Annotated in this window: 16 protein-coding genes; 11 read left to right on the top strand and 5 right to left on the bottom strand. The window is 64.7% G+C overall.

Features of this window, described 5'->3' with window-relative positions:
* Nucleotides 1-11 precede the first annotated feature (11 nt).
* Entirely contained in the window at nucleotides 12-314 is a 303-nt protein-coding gene (locus Q2T94_RS04350) for a DUF2516 family protein (protein WP_264271206.1), read from the top strand.
* A 37-nt stretch (nucleotides 315-351) separates the two neighbouring features.
* Here the strand turns inward: Q2T94_RS04350 and Q2T94_RS04345 are convergent, their stop codons facing one another.
* From Q2T94_RS04345 to Q2T94_RS04335, 3 genes are all read right to left on the bottom strand, one after another.
* The gene (locus Q2T94_RS04345; protein ID WP_302263009.1) at nucleotides 352-2,007 is read right to left on the bottom strand and encodes a DUF5671 domain-containing protein; all 1,656 of its coding nucleotides are present in this window, start codon (nucleotides 2,005-2,007) and stop codon (nucleotides 352-354) included.
* Entirely contained in the window at nucleotides 2,004-2,471 is a 468-nt protein-coding gene (locus Q2T94_RS04340) for an LpqB family beta-propeller domain-containing protein (protein ID WP_264271208.1), read from the bottom strand. Before Q2T94_RS04340 ends, Q2T94_RS04345 begins: the two co-directional genes overlap by 4 nt.
* A gap of 67 nt (nucleotides 2,472-2,538) precedes the next feature.
* The gene (locus tag Q2T94_RS04335) at nucleotides 2,539-3,396 is read right to left on the bottom strand and encodes a class I SAM-dependent methyltransferase (protein WP_302263008.1); all 858 of its coding nucleotides are present in this window, start codon (nucleotides 3,394-3,396) and stop codon (nucleotides 2,539-2,541) included.
* An 86-nt stretch (nucleotides 3,397-3,482) separates the two neighbouring features.
* On the opposite strand from Q2T94_RS04335, the gene Q2T94_RS04330 reads away from it, so the two are divergent.
* Together Q2T94_RS04330 and Q2T94_RS04325 are read left to right on the top strand one after the other, a co-directional pair.
* On the top strand, nucleotides 3,483-4,226 hold the full coding sequence (locus Q2T94_RS04330) for a phosphoglyceromutase (protein WP_264271210.1): 744 nt from the start codon (nucleotides 3,483-3,485) through the stop codon (nucleotides 4,224-4,226).
* Nucleotides 4,227-4,530: 304 nt separating this feature from the next.
* Nucleotides 4,531-4,833, top strand: coding sequence for a DUF4193 domain-containing protein (locus Q2T94_RS04325; protein WP_071214863.1), 303 nt, complete (start codon nucleotides 4,531-4,533; stop codon nucleotides 4,831-4,833).
* Nucleotides 4,834-5,079: 246 nt separating this feature from the next.
* Here the strand turns inward: Q2T94_RS04325 and phoU are convergent, their stop codons facing one another.
* A complete protein-coding gene (gene phoU, locus Q2T94_RS04320) occupies nucleotides 5,080-5,739 on the bottom strand; it encodes a phosphate signaling complex protein PhoU (RefSeq protein WP_302263007.1) in 660 nt (219 codons plus the stop codon).
* A gap of 181 nt (nucleotides 5,740-5,920) precedes the next feature.
* On the opposite strand from phoU, the gene Q2T94_RS04315 reads away from it, so the two are divergent.
* Together Q2T94_RS04315 and Q2T94_RS04310 are read left to right on the top strand one after the other, a co-directional pair.
* Entirely contained in the window at nucleotides 5,921-7,138 is a 1,218-nt protein-coding gene (locus Q2T94_RS04315) for a sensor histidine kinase (protein ID WP_264271212.1), read from the top strand.
* Nucleotides 7,135-7,815: a response regulator gene (locus Q2T94_RS04310; RefSeq protein ID WP_264271213.1), complete on the top strand. Its 681-nt coding sequence runs from the start codon at nucleotides 7,135-7,137 to the stop codon at nucleotides 7,813-7,815. The genes Q2T94_RS04315 and Q2T94_RS04310 overlap by 4 nt, the downstream gene beginning before the upstream one ends.
* Nucleotides 7,816-8,038: 223 nt before the next feature.
* Here the strand turns inward: Q2T94_RS04310 and Q2T94_RS04305 are convergent, their stop codons facing one another.
* Nucleotides 8,039-8,569, bottom strand: a complete 531-nt coding sequence (locus Q2T94_RS04305; protein WP_264271214.1) for a hypothetical protein — start codon at nucleotides 8,567-8,569, stop codon at nucleotides 8,039-8,041.
* Between the two features lie 309 nt (nucleotides 8,570-8,878).
* Here Q2T94_RS04305 and Q2T94_RS04300 point away from each other — a divergent pair, with 309 nt between their 5' ends.
* The 6 genes from Q2T94_RS04300 (at nucleotide 8,879) to Q2T94_RS04275 (ending at nucleotide 15,156) form a co-directional block, all read left to right on the top strand.
* Nucleotides 8,879-9,361 (top strand): CarD family transcriptional regulator, encoded by a 483-nt coding sequence (locus Q2T94_RS04300; protein ID WP_105551679.1) that lies wholly within the window; start codon nucleotides 8,879-8,881, stop codon nucleotides 9,359-9,361.
* 137 nt (nucleotides 9,362-9,498) lie between these two features.
* Nucleotides 9,499-10,767 (top strand): 2-C-methyl-D-erythritol 4-phosphate cytidylyltransferase, encoded by a 1,269-nt coding sequence (ispD, locus tag Q2T94_RS04295; protein WP_302263006.1) that lies wholly within the window; start codon nucleotides 9,499-9,501, stop codon nucleotides 10,765-10,767.
* Nucleotides 10,768-10,821: 54 nt separating this feature from the next.
* Entirely contained in the window at nucleotides 10,822-12,291 is a 1,470-nt protein-coding gene (cysS, locus tag Q2T94_RS04290) for a cysteine--tRNA ligase (protein WP_302263005.1), read from the top strand.
* A 105-nt stretch (nucleotides 12,292-12,396) separates the two neighbouring features.
* The gene (gene rlmB / locus Q2T94_RS04285; protein ID WP_264271218.1) at nucleotides 12,397-13,398 is read left to right on the top strand and encodes a 23S rRNA (guanosine(2251)-2'-O)-methyltransferase RlmB; all 1,002 of its coding nucleotides are present in this window, start codon (nucleotides 12,397-12,399) and stop codon (nucleotides 13,396-13,398) included.
* A 246-nt stretch (nucleotides 13,399-13,644) separates the two neighbouring features.
* Nucleotides 13,645-14,400, top strand: a complete 756-nt coding sequence (locus Q2T94_RS04280) for a GlgB N-terminal domain-containing protein (protein WP_264271219.1) — start codon at nucleotides 13,645-13,647, stop codon at nucleotides 14,398-14,400.
* A 255-nt stretch (nucleotides 14,401-14,655) separates the two neighbouring features.
* Complete coding sequence (locus Q2T94_RS04275) at nucleotides 14,656-15,156, top strand: SRPBCC domain-containing protein (RefSeq protein ID WP_302263004.1); 501 nt, start codon at nucleotides 14,656-14,658, stop codon at nucleotides 15,154-15,156.
* Nucleotides 15,157-15,167: the final 11 nt, after the last annotated feature.

Below are 15,167 nucleotides of genomic sequence, written 5' to 3'. Positions count from 1 at the left end.
AAGCTGGATCCATGAATCTTGCGCACTTGTTCGAGCACTATCTTCTGCTCGCGCTCGGTATCCTGGCCGCCGTGATTGCCCTGGTGGCGCTTTTTGACGCGGTGCGGCACCCCGCGGCCAACTTCCAGCGCGAAAACAAGCGCAGCAAGCCGTTTTGGATGGGCATGACAGCGGCCGCGACCCTGGTCTGCGTATTGTCGGTGCTCGGCGGTGGCGGCGGCGGCATCTTCCAGCTCGTTGGCGCCTGCATCGCTTGCGTATACCTGGCGGACGTCAAGCCCGCGGTGTCCGGCAAGGGCGGCTACTCCTACTAGGTGCGCATCCGGCGCGCTCCGTGTGCCGCTTGGGTGGCTAGTCCCGTCCCCGGATATCGGCCGTCAGTTCGATGATCTCCAGGCGGTCGGCCGGGCCGGCCACCATCAGGATGCGCTCTGCCGCCACGGGCCCCAGGACCCTGAACAACCGGTCGGGGGAGAGCGTTGATTCGGCGCCATCGTGGCGGTGCAGCACCGTGACGTTGGCGCCGGTGTGTGCGTGGATCGCCGCGGCGAGCTCTCGGGCATCCTCACCGGCCACCAGCATGACCTCCCGGATGCCGCGCCCGGGCTCCGGCGCGGGCTCGTCCCCGGCACCCGCAGAGCGGGCGTGCCGCCAGAGCACGAAGTGGTAACCCGCCACCAGCCCGGTGGCCACCAGCAGGCCCAGAGGTGCGCGAACGCGTTCGAGCAGGCCGGCACCGCCGGAATCCCCGAGCATGAATTCGAAGAGCCGGAACCCGATCACCAGCAGCGTCACCAGGGCCACCACGGCGCTGATTCCGAAGACCAACACCAGGTAGATCCGCCGGCCGCGCGGGTCGGCCGGCCGGGTCGGATGCCAGGTGAACCACCACAGCGGCCCACCAATGGCCAGCGAGCTCAGGCCCGCCAGCAGCAGCTCGGTCGGGTCGGTGCCGCCCAGCCGCGTGGTTGCCGTGGACAGGGCCGCATTGACGACGACGCCGATGCCCGATGCCGCCGCAGCCAGCGCGATCCCGGAGACGGCCAGCCCGGCAGCTGCGGGAACAGGTTCGGGCCGGTTCCCTGCGATCCTGGCGTGGTAAAGCCAGGACAGCGTGCCCAGCAACGCAGCGGCCAGGGCCTCGGGTGCCGGTTCCAGCAGCACCGGCAGCGGATCGCTGCGGTCAAGGCCCATGCGCAGCAGCACGAACAACAGCACGCCGGCTCCGCCCAGGGCCAGGATCGCGGACCCGCCGACGCCGACGGCCACCAGTCCCACCCCCGCCAGCTTGGTGTGCAGCTCACGGGTTCCCTCGCGGATCCAGTGCCACCACCAGACCAGGATCCCGCCCGCTGCCCACACCAGCAGCGCCAGGACGGCGCGCCACCAGGGAGCACCGATGACCGCCAGCTCCCCGTGCGTTCCCAGCGCCTGTTCGAAGAGCACGGCAAGCGCGCCCGTGCCGGCGCCCAGGCCGATGACCAGTCCAATGACGGTGCCGAGCACGTGCGGGACCTTCGCCAAGGCCAACGGCCCCCGGGTCCGGTGGTGCAGCATCCACCGATGCCAGACCCACACCGCGGCCCATGACAGGCCGGTGGCCAGGGAAGACTTCCAGGAACCGGTGTCCCCGCCCGCCAGCGCTGCCAGGGCGCCGACGCCGAATCCGGTGGCGGTGAGCAGGGAAGTTGCGTACATGGCAGAGACATAGATGCCCCACGCCGTGGCGCGGCGTTCGGCAGGATCGGCCAGCAGTCGCCACGACGCCCAGAACACCACTGCGCCCAGCGGGCCGCCCACCAGCGCCAGTGCCATGGCAAGGGCCAGCGAGGATGAATCGTTGAACGCGATCGCATCGCCGGCGGTGAGCAGCATGCCCAGCAGCCCGCTGACGCCGGAGGCGGCCAGGGACACCAGTGCGAAAAGGAGCAGGTAGAGGATGACGCGGCGCAGCGTGCCCAGCGCGGGGGCGGCGGGGCGAATCACGGTGGTGTTGCCGGTGCTCATGGCGCGATGCCCTTCTCAGGGCAGACAACCAAAGGCCACGGGGCGTCGGAGATCAGCCACTTGCCTTCGACGAGTCTCAGGTCAAAGGATTCTTCGCTGGCGTATTCGGCGCTTCCGAACGGTCCGCCGACATTGGTGTGTGAAATGGACACCACCACGTCGGCAGTGGTGTCGCGCTCGGTGGTGGACACCAGCGCGACCCGGACGTTCCGCTCGGGGGCAACGGCGTCGAACTCCTCGCAACTGAAGTCCTGCCCGGGGTCCAGATAGGCCGCCGCGGCGGCCTCGTCGCCGCCGATGACGGCGGTGACATAGCCCTGCACGACCCCGGCAGGGGTGGCGGCATCAAGTGGCTTCGGTGCCCCGCGGGTGAGCACGACGAGCAACGACAAGAGCACAAGTGCTGCAATCACGCACAGCAGCAGGACCAGTGGCTTCCCGGTCCGTGAAACACCTTTGACCATGGATCCAGTATGGGGCCGCAAGGGGCCGATTGCACCCATCCTTGGTGCGGGCAAAATCCGTGGCTGGCTAGTTGAGTTCCGCAAGGGCCAGGGCTCCGGTGCGCGGGGCAACGGCCGCCCATTTCACCGTCAGCTCGCCCAGGCGCCAGCGGGCGGCCGAGTCGCAGATTGGCCAACCGGATTCACGCAGGGCGCGGCACATGGCCACGAAGCGTTGCTTGTTGCCGAAGGATGCCAGCGGTGCGGCGAAAAGCCACGCGGCATCTGCCGCGGCGAGGAAGTCGTGGATGCGTTCGCCGTCGACGTTGCGGTGGATCAGCGCCTTGGGCAGGCGCTCGGCCACGTCGGAAGGGCGGGCGAAGGCACCGAAGCGCAGGGAGATGCTGAGCGTCTGCGGGCCGTCCTTGGTGACGGCGACCCACGAGCTGCGCCGGCCGATCTCGTCGCAGGTGCCCTCGATGAGAACGCCGTTCTCTGTCAGCCGCCCGGCCATGGTATTCCAGATGCCGGGGACGTCGGCCTCGTCGTATTGCCGCAGCACGTTGAAGGCGCGGATCACGGTGGCCTGGGCTGCAATGGGGATCTCGAAGCCGCCCAGGAGGAAATCAAGGCCCTCAAGGTGCAGCGCGGTGCCGCGGGCGACCCGTTCGGGTTCGATCTCGATGCCGATGACGCGCGCCAAGGGGGAGATGGAGCGGATGCGGTCGAAGAACTCGACGGCGGTTCCCGGCGATGCCCCGTAGCCCAGGTCCACTGCAATGGGCGGTGCCCCGGTGGTTCCGGGGCGCAGGCGCCAGGCCTGGGGGCCGGTCATCCAGCGGTCGACGCGGCGCATGCGATTGGGATTTGTGGTCCCGCGGGTCGTATTGCCCAGCGGGCGACCGGTCAGCGACCGTCCGCCGAGCCGAGTCGCTTTCTGAACCATTGGCTTAAGCGTAAAGTGCCCGGCACCGCGACCCGCGCGTGTCACGGAATAAAGTAAGGCACTTCACGCGCCCTAGAATGGGTTTCATGACTTACACCCTGATCCTGCTGCGCCACGGGCAAAGCGAGTGGAACGAAAAGAACCTGTTCACCGGCTGGTACGACGTCACGCTGACCGAACAGGGCCGTGCCGAAGCCGTTCGCGGCGGGCAGCTGCTCACCGAGGCCAAGCTGGCCCCTGCTGTCCTGCACACCTCGCTGCTCAAGCGCGCCATCATCACCGCAAACCTGGCCCTGGAGTCCGCGGACCTGTCGTGGATCCCGGTCAAGCGCAGCTGGCGCCTGAACGAACGTCACTACGGCGCGCTGCAGGGCAAGGACAAGGCAGCGACCCTGGCCGAATACGGCGAGGAGCAGTTCATGGAATGGCGCCGCAGTTACGACACCCCGCCGCCGGCGCTGTCCGACGACTCGGAGTTCAGCCAGATCAACGATCCGCGCTACGCCAACCTGGGCGACGACGCACCGCGCACCGAATGCCTCAAGGACGTCCTGGATCGCATGCTCCCGTACTGGGAAGACGAGATCAAGCCGGACCTTGCCGCGCACAAGACCGTCCTGGTCACCGCGCACGGCAACTCGCTGCGCGCCCTGGTCAAGCACCTCGACCACATCAGCGACGAGGACATCGCCGGCTTGAACATCCCTACCGGCATCCCGCTGGTGTACGAACTCAACGAGGACTTCACCCCGGTCACCCGCGGTGGACAGTACCTTGACGCGGATGCCGCTGCCGACGCCATCAAGGCCGTCGCCAACCAGGGCCGCTAGGGTCCACCGCTTCCCTCCCTGCAAATGGAATAACGGGGCTGCGTCCCATGCCGGCCGGCATGGAACGCAGCCCCGTTTTGCCGTGTGTCGACAGGTGTTCGCTGCGGAATCCGGCGCGGGCAGACCCCTGGCCCCACTGTGTCCCGGGCCATGGAAATACGGTCTCGGAGACCGTCGGGAATGTTCGACTGGTCACAAAATCTGCGCGGGGGGCGAAAAATGGGAAATTGGCACTTGCGCACACGGGTTCATGCTGTACTGTGTCGTCTCGACGTACCCCTGAATCACGTAAGGATTGCATTTCGTGGCAACTGATTATGATGAGGTCCGGCCAGACGTAGCCGAGGCCCGTAAGGCCTCCCTTGAAGCGGTCAAGTCCGCAAACGCTCCCGACGCACGTAGCGTGTCCCGAGACCTGGATGAGGAAGACACCTCGGATGGTGTCGAGCTGGCGGGTGCCGACCTGTCGAACGAGGAACTGACGGTCACCGTCGTTCCGCAGAAGGAAGACGAGTTCCTCTGTGGCTCCTGCTTCCTGATCCGCCATCGCACGCTCCTGGCGCGCGAGGCCAACGGCGTGGCATACTGCCGCGACTGCGAAGGCTAGGGCCAAGCAACGCCCCAGCGCCTAGAACGACTGCCGCTGCATCAATTTTCCCAGGCTGTGCGCCCACTCCCCGAAGACGTCGTGTCTTCCACGGAAAGACGCCCGGCTCCACGGGAAGGCATGTGGCGGTTTGGCGTTTAATGCCACCTGGCCAAAACGCAAAAAACGATGGCCCCGCCGTTCCGGCGGGGCCATCGCGCGTGGTGGCACCGGCGGAAAGCCGCGGTGCCGCCGGAGGCATGTTGCCTAGAAGACGCTGATGTCCGGATCCCATTCGCCGGTGACCAGGTAGGAAACCTTGCGGGCCACCGATACCCCGTGGTCGCCAAAGCGCTCGAGATAGCGGCTGGTCAGCGTGACGTCGGCTGTCGTCGGCCCGGAGTGGGTCCAATCCGGAGCTGCCACGACCTTGAAGATCGAGGAGTGCAGTTCATCGATCTTGGTATTCAGCTCGATGATTTCCCGGGCAATGGCCAGGTCGCGGGTGTCCAGCAATTCGCCGACCTTGATGGCGATGGCGATGTCGAGCTCCGCCATTTCCTTGAAGGTGGGGGCGATGGATTCCGGGACCACCTGCTGCGGGAAGCGCAGACGTGCCAGCTGGGCCACGTGTCGGGCCAAATCGCCCATGCGCTCCAGCGAGGCGCTCATGCGCAACGATCCAACGATCATGCGCAGGTCCGAGGCGACCGGACCCTGGAGGGCCAACACGTCGATGGCGCGTTCGTCGAGCTGGTTCTGCAGGAAATCGATCTTGGCGTCCTCGGCGATGACTTCCTGGGCCAAATCGATGTCCGCATTCGTAAACGACTCATAGGCACGTTCCATGGCCGTGGCCACAAGACGGGACATCTCGATGAGTTCTTCTCCGATTTGCTGCAGATCGGCCTGGAAAACCTTACGCACGCGGGCGTCCTTTCACTACGATTTGTCACCGCGTCCGGCACGGACGACGGAACTGTTCATGTCCATTGTTACAGCACCAGGTGAATCGGCCGGGGAAACGAGGTGAACGTTTCGTGAATGAGTCGCGTCATTGGCTGGTTTGGAGCCGGTGGACGGTTGAACCCCGGTTAGGCTAGGAGGTGTGAATGATGTCTTGCTTTCCCTTGTTGCGGGCCTCGTCGGGTTGGCCCTTGGCATTGTGGGCATCATGGCGTACCGCGGTTCGATGCGCTCCCGCGGCGGCCTGCCGGTGGTCGGCGAGCCGACGCTGCCCGAGGGCTCCGCCGAAGTGCTGTCGGTGATTGGCCGCGCCTTTGTCATCCTCGACGAGGTCGACGGGGTGGTGCGTGCGAACCCCGCCTCCTATGCCTATGGGCTGGTGCGCGGGCACACGCTCATCCATGATGAATTGCGCACCCTCGCCCGCAAGGTCCGCGCCGACGGGGTGATTGCCGAACGCGAGTTCGAGCTCCCTCGGGGCACCATGGGCGCCGCGAGCATGATCATCCATGTGCGGGTTGCCCCGCTGGGCGAGGAATACATCCTGCTGCTTGCCGATGACCGCACCGAGATCACCCGCACCGCCGCGGTCCGCAACGACTTTGTGGCCAACGTGTCCCACGAACTGAAGACCCCCGTCGGGGCGATCTCGCTGCTGGCCGAGGCCATCGACGGAGCCGCCGACGACGAAACGGCCGTGCGTCGCTTCACCGCCCGCTTGCACAAGGAATCGGCCCGTCTGGCGGCGCTGGTCCAGGACATCATCGAACTGTCCCGGCTGCAGGGCACCGACGTGGTGCTGATGGGTGAGAACATCGACCTCAACGAGGTGCTGGCAGAGGCCGTGGACCGCAACAAGTTGCCAGCGGAGGAAAAACGCATCAAGATCTCGGTGGGAGGCTCGGTGCACCAGCCGGTCTTCGGAGACCGCGACCTGCTAATGACGGCACTGCGCAACCTAATCGACAACGCTATCCGCTACTCGCCCGAGGACACCACCGTGGGCGTGGGACTGCGGGAGCGCGACGGGCTTGTCCAGATTTCCGTCACGGACCAGGGCCCCGGCATCGCCCCGGACGAGCAGGACCGGATCTTTGAACGCTTCTACCGCATTGACGCGGCGCGCTCGCGGCACACCGGCGGAACCGGCCTGGGGCTGAGCATCGTCAAGCACGTGGTGGCCAACCACGGCGGCGAAATCACCCTGTGGTCCCAGCCCGGACAAGGGTCGACCTTCACGGTGCGCCTTCCGATGCTTGAAGAAACCGGCGAACAAGACGAGTCGCTTCCCTCGAGGAACGACCATAAACACAAAACGGCCCATGCGCCTGGCGCGCTGCCGGAAGGAGGACGGGGATGACCCGTATTTTGCTGGTTGAGGACGAGGAATCGCTTTCAGACCCGTTGACGTACCTGCTGGAAAAGGAGGGCTTCGAGGTCCGCGTGGCCGACAACGGGTTGGATGCCGTCACCGAGTTCGAGCGCCACGGCGCCGACCTGGTACTCCTTGACCTGATGCTGCCGGGCCAGCCCGGGACCGAGGTGTTCCGCCAGATCCGCACGGTCTCGCAGGTGCCGGTGATCATGCTGACCGCCAAGGACTCGGAAATCGACAAGGTCGTCGGCCTGGAGCTGGGTGCCGACGACTATGTCACCAAGCCCTACTCCTCCCGGGAACTGGTGGCCCGCATCCGCGCGGTGCTGCGCCGACAGGGCGAGGGCGACGAATTGGTGTCCAACATCGTTGCCGCCGGCCCCGTCCGCATGGATGTGGAACGCCATGTGGTCTCGGTGCGCACCACGGAGGTGCCGATGCCGCTGAAGGAATTCGAGCTGTTGGAGATGCTCCTGCGCAACGCCGGCCGGGTGCTGACCCGCGGGCAGCTGATCGACAGGGTCTGGGGCTCGGACTACGTGGGGGACACCAAGACCCTCGACGTGCACGTGAAGCGCCTGCGCTCGAAGATCGAACCGGAGCCGGCGACCCCGGTCCACTTGGTCACGGTGCGCGGCCTGGGATACAAGTTCGAGGCATAGCGAACGCATCAAGGCAACGGGCCCGCGGGGCGTCAGGAATGACGCCCCGCGGGCCCGTTGCCGTTCGTAGTCGTGGTGAGGCAGAGGCCGCGGCGCGAAGTCCGTGCGTGCTGCCGGTGCCTATCCAAACGCCGAAGGCGATGGGCCCGGAAGAATTCTTCCGGGCCCATCGCCTTCGCTGTTTATGCTCTCTCGCCGTCGCCGCTGGGGCGCCGAAGCCGCCTTAGTGTGCGGCGGGCTTCTCGGACGGGGTCAAGTGCTCAAGGCTCTTCGGGTCATGTCCGCCCGGAACGTAGTCGCGGTACTCCTCGAGGGTTCCGTCGATCACCGGGATACGGACCTCGTCGGAGCCCGAGCCGATGCTCAGGGTCGCCTGGGCCAGTGCGCCCGGAAGCACTCCGGTGGAAGGCACGGTCTTGGCGTTTTCGGTCTTTTCGAGGGACACGACGGACTTGGCTGGCACATCGATGCTGACCGAACCGGAAGCAAGCGTTACTTCCAGCTTCTGGGCAGCATCGGTGCTGTTCACCAGGGAGCCGAGCAGTCGGGCCTCGTCGGTGGCGCTCTTGGTGACGAGCATCAGGTTGCGGACTTCGACGTCGCCGACGTTAAGAACGATTCCATCGGATGCGGCGTACTGGAAGGTCGTTGCCTGCTCGTTGATGGCACCACAGCTGGTGACACCAAGGGACAAAATGGCAAGGGCTGCTGCGGCAACGACGCGGCGTCCACGGTTCTTCTGTGCGGTCATCACGGCACAAACTCCTCAATCAGGTTCGAGTTCGGGTGAGCTCGTGGGCACACGGGATACACCCGAGGGAGCCACTCTCGCCCCCTAGCCTAATGGGTTTTGTCGAGAATGTATGATTCGGCCACCGGCGTAAGAGTCATCAATGCGCTGATCACAGCCATGAAACGACCCGAAATGACTGCTTTGCATAGCAGGAGATCGGCCGCTTGGGAAGACCCAAAACCCCGCCATTACAAGGGAGTAGGGGAGCCCCCCGAATCAATTTGCCAAACAATCGTGGTAAACTAGGTAGTGGGAAAGGGGTTTATCCACATGGTTTTTGAGGTTGGCGAGACAGTTGTCTACCCGCACCACGGTGCAGCAATGATCGAAGAGATCAAAATGCGCACCATCAAGGGCGAAGAGAAGATGTATCTCAAGCTTAAGGTTGCCCAGGGTGATCTGACCATCGAGGTTCCGGCAGAAAATGTCGATCTCGTTGGTGTGCGCGATGTAGTTGGTCAGGAAGGTCTGGATCACGTCTTCGACGTGCTGCGGGCCGAGTTTACAGAAGAGCCTACCAACTGGTCGCGCCGTTACAAGGCGAATCTGGAAAAGCTCGCTTCCGGCGACGTAATCAAGGTTGCAGAGGTCGTTCGCGATCTGTGGCGCCGCGATAACGACCGCGGACTTTCCGCAGGCGAAAAGCGCATGCTTGCAAAGGCCCGCCAGATCCTGATCAGCGAACTGGCCTTGGCCAAGAAGCTCGATGAGGAAAAAGCCGAGAGCGTGCTCGACGAGGTTTTGGCCTCTTAGCAGCCACGAGTTCTATTTGGTTTGAACCCCGGTGGGGGTCCGAAACACCGCAAGGCGTTTCGGACCCCCACCGGCAATTAAAGGCCGCTGGCAAGTCAGCGCGGAAGGGCCGTTGGAACACCGTTAGGCTGGAAGGCGTGAATGTCCCAACTTCGTTTAGCGAGCAAGAGATCCACCAGACGGCAGTCATCGTGGTGGCCGCCGGCTCGGGGACCCGGCTTGGCTACGGCATCCCCAAGGCCCTGGTCCCGCTGGCCGGCCGGTCGTTGCTCGCGCATGCGCTGGACCAAATCCAGCTGGCCGGCTGCGCCGCCCAAGTCATTGCAGTGCTGCCGGAGGACGAAGCGGAACTTGCTTCCATCGCGGCGAACCATCCGTTGCGACCACACTGCGTGAGCGGCGGAGCAACCCGCAGCGACTCGGTGCGTGCCGGACTCGCGGCGCTGGAACCCGGGACCGAACGCGTCCTGATTCACGACGCAGCCCGCGCGCTGACCCCACCCGAGGTCTTCCTCCAAGTCGTGAGCGCACTTCTTGCGGGGGCACGGGCGGTGATTCCGGTGATGCCGGTGGTGGACACCATCAAGCAGGTGGCCAGCGATCCGGGACGCCAGCCGCACGTCACCGGCACGCCGGCCCGCGATCTGCTGCGAGCCGTCCAAACCCCGCAGGGTTTCCACGCACCCACCCTGTTGGCGGCACACCAACAAGCCACGGGTTGGGACCGGGCCAAGGCCGAGGCCATCACCGACGATGCGATGCTCATGGAAATTTTGGGTGAGCGTGTCGATACCGTCCCCGGTGCAGCGGCGGCCCTGAAGATCACCACCAAGCCGGACCTTGTCCTGGCCGAATCCATGTTGCCGGCACACCCCCCGAAGGAATCCCCTATGCCCCCGCACTCCGGCGGCCAGCAGCCCCCGCTGATCCCGCGCACCGGCATCGGCATCGATGTTCATGCCGTCGCCGATCCCGCCGAGCCCCGGGCCATGTGGCTGGCCGGGCTCCATTTCCCCGAGGACCAGGGCCTGTCGGGTCACTCCGACGGCGACGCGGTTGCCCACGCCGCCTGCGACGCGCTGTTCTCGGCCGCCGGCATCGGGGATTTGGGAACACACTTCGGCACCGACCGTCCCGAATATGCCGGGGCCTCGGGCACCACGTTGCTGGCCGAGGCCGCGCGCCTGGTGCGTGCCGCGGGATTCGAGATCGGCAACGTTGCGGTCCAGTTCGTTGGCCGGCGTCCCAAGTTCGCCGCCCGCCGGACGGAAGCCGACGCCGTGTTGAGCAAGGCGGCCGGTGCCCCGGTCAGCGTCACCGCGACCACCTCCGACGGCCTGGGGTACGAGGGTGCCGGCGCGGGAGTCACCGCCTATGCCACCGCATTGGTGTATTCGGTGCGCTGAAAAACGCCGATCGCGGCGCACCGGGTGTTTGACGACCTCGGATAACCTGTACAGGTGAGCATCCGTTTTTATGACACCCAGCAGGCAACGACCCGGGACTTCGTGCCCCTGACCGAGGGCAAGGTCGGGCTGTACTACTGCGGCGCCACCGTCCAGGGCATGCCGCACGTGGGACACGTACGCAGCGCCATCGCCTTCGACATCCTCACCCGCTGGCTGGAAAACCGCGGCTTCGAGGTCACCGTCGTCCGCAACGTCACGGACATCGACGACAAGATCCTGGAGAAGTCAGCTGCCTCCTTCGCCGAGGACTTTGAGGAAAACGAAGACTATTTTGCCCGCGAGCAGTGGTTCGCACTGGCTTACCGCTTCGAGCAGGAATTCAACGCGGCCTATGACACCCTGGGGGTGCGCCGTCCGACCTACGAACCCCGCGCCACCGGCCACATCCCGGAGATGCACCAGCTCATTGCCCGACTCATCGAGGCAGGCCATGCGTACCCGGCGCTGGATGACTCCGGCGACGTCTACTTCGACGTCCGTTCCTTCCCGGCCTACGGCTCGCTGACCCACCAGAACGTCGATGACATGCAGGGCGCCCCGGATGCAGACCCGCGCGGAAAGCGCGATCCGCGCGACTTCGCCCTCTGGAAGGGGCAGAAGGACACCGATCCGGCCAGCGCTTCCTGGCCCAGCCCATGGGGAACCGGCCGCCCCGGCTGGCACCTGGAATGCTCCGCCATGGTCACCAAGTACCTGGGCACCGCCTTCGACATCCACGGCGGCGGACTGGACCTGCGCTTCCCGCATCACGAAAACGAGATGGCCCAGTCCATGGCCGCGGGCCACGAGTTCGCCAACTTCTGGATGCACAACGGCATGGTCACCTACGAGGGTGAAAAGATGTCCAAGTCCGTCGGCAACACCATTGCCCCGGCAGAAATGCTGGAAATGGCAAGCCCCCGGGCCGTGCGCTACTTTCTGGGCCAGGCGCACTACCGCTCCCAGCTGGACTACCGCCCCGATTCCCTCGCCGAGTCCACGTCCGCGGTCGAGCGGATAGACACCTTCGTGTCCAACGCGCTGGACCGCATCCACGGCGTGGGTCCCACCGAGGACTTCTCAATCGACATGCACCACTTCGAGGTGACCGAGGCCTTTGCCGACGCCATGAACGATGACCTCAACGTGCCTCAGGCACTGGCGTCGCTTCATGAGACGGTGCGCCGCGGCAACATTGCGCTGGCAGCCGGCGACCTCGAGGCGGCCGACGAAGCCATGCAGCAGGTCATGGCCATGACCTACACGCTGGGCCTGGACGACACCATCGAGGCCGGCGGTTCCGCCGATGCCGCGCAGTCCGCCGCACTTTCGGTGCTGGTTGACGCCCAATTGGCCGACCGGGCAGCCGCCCGCGAGGCCAAGGACTGGGCGCGTTCGGATGCCATTCGCGACACCCTGGCCAAGGCCGGAATCGTGGTTGAGGACTCGGCGGACGGCGCCCGTTGGAGCCTGAAAGGGTAAGTTGCCACACAAAGGGCAAGGAATATGCCTTCCTTGTCGCTAAAATGGGCGGGGCGGTGCGTGAAATCGCCGTGCCGTCCGCCCCGATCCTAGGAATACACCATCATGTCTGCTGCACCAAGGCGTTCCGGCGCCAAAAGCAAGAGCAAGAAGGGCCCCTCCGTCGGAACCGGCGGATATGGCCGCAAGGCGCTTGAGGGCAAGGGCCCCACGCCCAAGGCCGAGGACCGCCCGTACCACAAGGCCTTCAAGAACAAGGAGCTTGCCGAGCGCTCCGCGGCAAAGCGCGGAACCTCCAAGGGCGGCCCCGCCTCCCGCGGCCGCAGCACCGGCGGACGCTCGAAGAACAGCGAAGAACTGGTCACCGGACGCAACTCGGTCGTCGAGGCCCTGCGCGCCGGCATTCCTGCCAAGGCGCTGCATGTGGCCATCCGGATCGACATGGATGAGCGCGTGCGTGAATCCCTGAAGATCGCCGCCGAACGCGGCATCCCCGTGATGGAAACCGGCAAGCCGGAACTGGACCGGATGACCGACGAGGCAATCCACCAGGGCCTGGTCCTGCAGATCCCGCCGTACGATTACGCCGATGCGCTGGAAACCGTCAAGGCCACCATCTCCAAGCACCGCAAGGGCTACGTCAAGAACGCCCCGCTGTTCATTGCACTGGACGGCATCACCGACCCGCGCAACCTTGGTGCGATCATCCGTTCGGCTTCGGCATTCAATGCCCACGCCGTAATTGTTCCCGAGCGCCGCTCGGTGGGCATGACGGCCTCGGCCTGGAAGACCAGTGCGGGTGCCGCCGTGCGCGTGCCGGTCACCCGTGCCCCCAACCTGACCTCCACCCTCAAGGGCATGAAGGAAGCCGGCGTATTTGTCATCGGCCTGGACGGCGACGGCGACGTCTCCTTGCCGGATCTCGGCCTGGCCACCGATCCGCTGTGCATCGTGGTGGGCTCCGAGGGCAAGGGCCTGTCCCGCCTGGTGCGCGAGAACTGCGACATGATCGTCTCGATCCCGATCAACTCCTCCATGGAGTCGCTGAATGCATCGATGGCCGTGGGCATCACGCTTTACGAGGTTTCGCGCAAGCGCAGCGCCTAAGGCACCGTGCACCGGGCCCCGCCCGGATGGCACTAGAATTTCATGAAAGTGGTTCGACGTTTCTGGCAAGGATTCGTCGGGCCACTTTCTTCGTTAACGAGCCTTGCCCTACTTCACCGGCCTCTACAGGGGTGGCTATTCCCAAGGCCACCGATTCTCGATAGCGTGAGGTGAATCGGAACCCCAGGTGCCGACAAGCAAGATGGGCACCCCGGAACGATGCAACGAGGGGGATGGAGAAAAGCCATGGGTCAAGCGGAGCTCGACGCCGACGACTATGCGCCGCACCGGCTAGAAGAATCATTGGGAGCGCCCTTGCACGTACGACCCGAGGTCCTCGAAGCGGTTGAACGGGGAGAAGACAAATCCCCGCACGCGGTCCTTGGGCCCCACCTGAACCTGTTGGGGCATGTGTGCGTCCGGACCTTGCAGCGCGATGTCCTGGCCATCAACATCCTGACCGCGACGGCCACGGTACCCATGCTTCGCGAGCACGGAGACCTCTGGGTGGGGTTGATCGAGTCCAAGGACATTGGCAGAGTTCCCGACTACCGGATCCAACGCATTGAGCTCGGGGGAGTCCGCGTGATCGATGATCCATATCGGCATACACCCCGTTTGGGTGAGCTGGAGCTCCATCGCCTGCGGACCGGAGGAACGCAGGTGCAGGAACTCTTGCTCGGTGCACATCCACAGCACTACTCCTCACCCATGGGGGACGTGGAAGGCACTGGTTTCGTAGTCAGGCAGGATGAGGCCGTTGCAGTGCGGGTTTGCGGCGATTTCAACATTTGGAACGGTTCCGCCCATGCCATGCGCCAGCTTGGCCATAGCGGGATCTGGGAAATCTTTATTCCTGGCGTTTCGGTCGGCTCCAAGTACCGATTCGAATACCTAGAGCCCACCGGCACATGGGTCGAGTATGCAGATCCTGTTGGCCACTATTCGACCGAGGATCCCGACACCATATGTGTGGTCCAACCCGAGGGGTTTGAGGCCTAGATCTTAGGTCAGACACGGGGACGGTGAATCCCAGACATTAAGCGGTAATTCCTATGGGCCAGCTCACAAAAGGTATTCTGCCTTGTTTTGGTGATTCCCTGGTGCCGAGGGATGGAAATTTCCCGTCTTTGCGGGGTTCCTGGACCCCTGGTGCCCAAAATGCACCTTTCTTGGATCGTCTGGCTCCGCTACCAACGCGCCACTCGCAGATGTCTCGAGAGCTCCCTTCGCATGCAGAGCCGCTAGGGTTGAGGCATGGACGGACTATTCTCACACGCGGCATCAGCCAACGATTCTGGCTCCCAAGATGATTACCGCTTGCCGGAGCACCGGCATACGGTCAGCGTCCCGGTGTCTGCGGACCAGGCCTTTGAAGGCTTCTCGGAATACATACACTTGTGGTGGCCGGTAGGCAAGCTCTCTCACTTCGGGCCGGGCAGCCATGTCACGTTTGAAAAGGGTAGCCTCCTCGAGGAATCGGACGACGGCAACCAGCATCTCTGGGGCAAGATCGTTCATTTTGATGCTCCGCACACCATAGTCCTGGACTTTACACTGGGCATGGAAACTGCCCCTCCCACCCATGTGAGTCTTGAATTCCATGAGCAGGGGTCCGGCACCGAGCTTATCCTGACCCATGAAGGGTGGAGCTCCGGACAGATCGGCAAGGAGCAATTCGAGCACTACACGCAGTGGCCGGAGATTCTCGATTTCTACGCTCGCTTCATGGGAGCGAACAGCAGGCCAGACCGCTAGGCCCATGGAAT

The organism is Paeniglutamicibacter sulfureus (assembly GCF_030512175.1).
GTDB lineage: Bacteria > Actinomycetota > Actinomycetes > Actinomycetales > Micrococcaceae > Paeniglutamicibacter > Paeniglutamicibacter sulfureus.
Note: the sequence above shows the minus strand (reverse complement) of the source record. Positions and strands in the feature narration are given on the sequence as shown.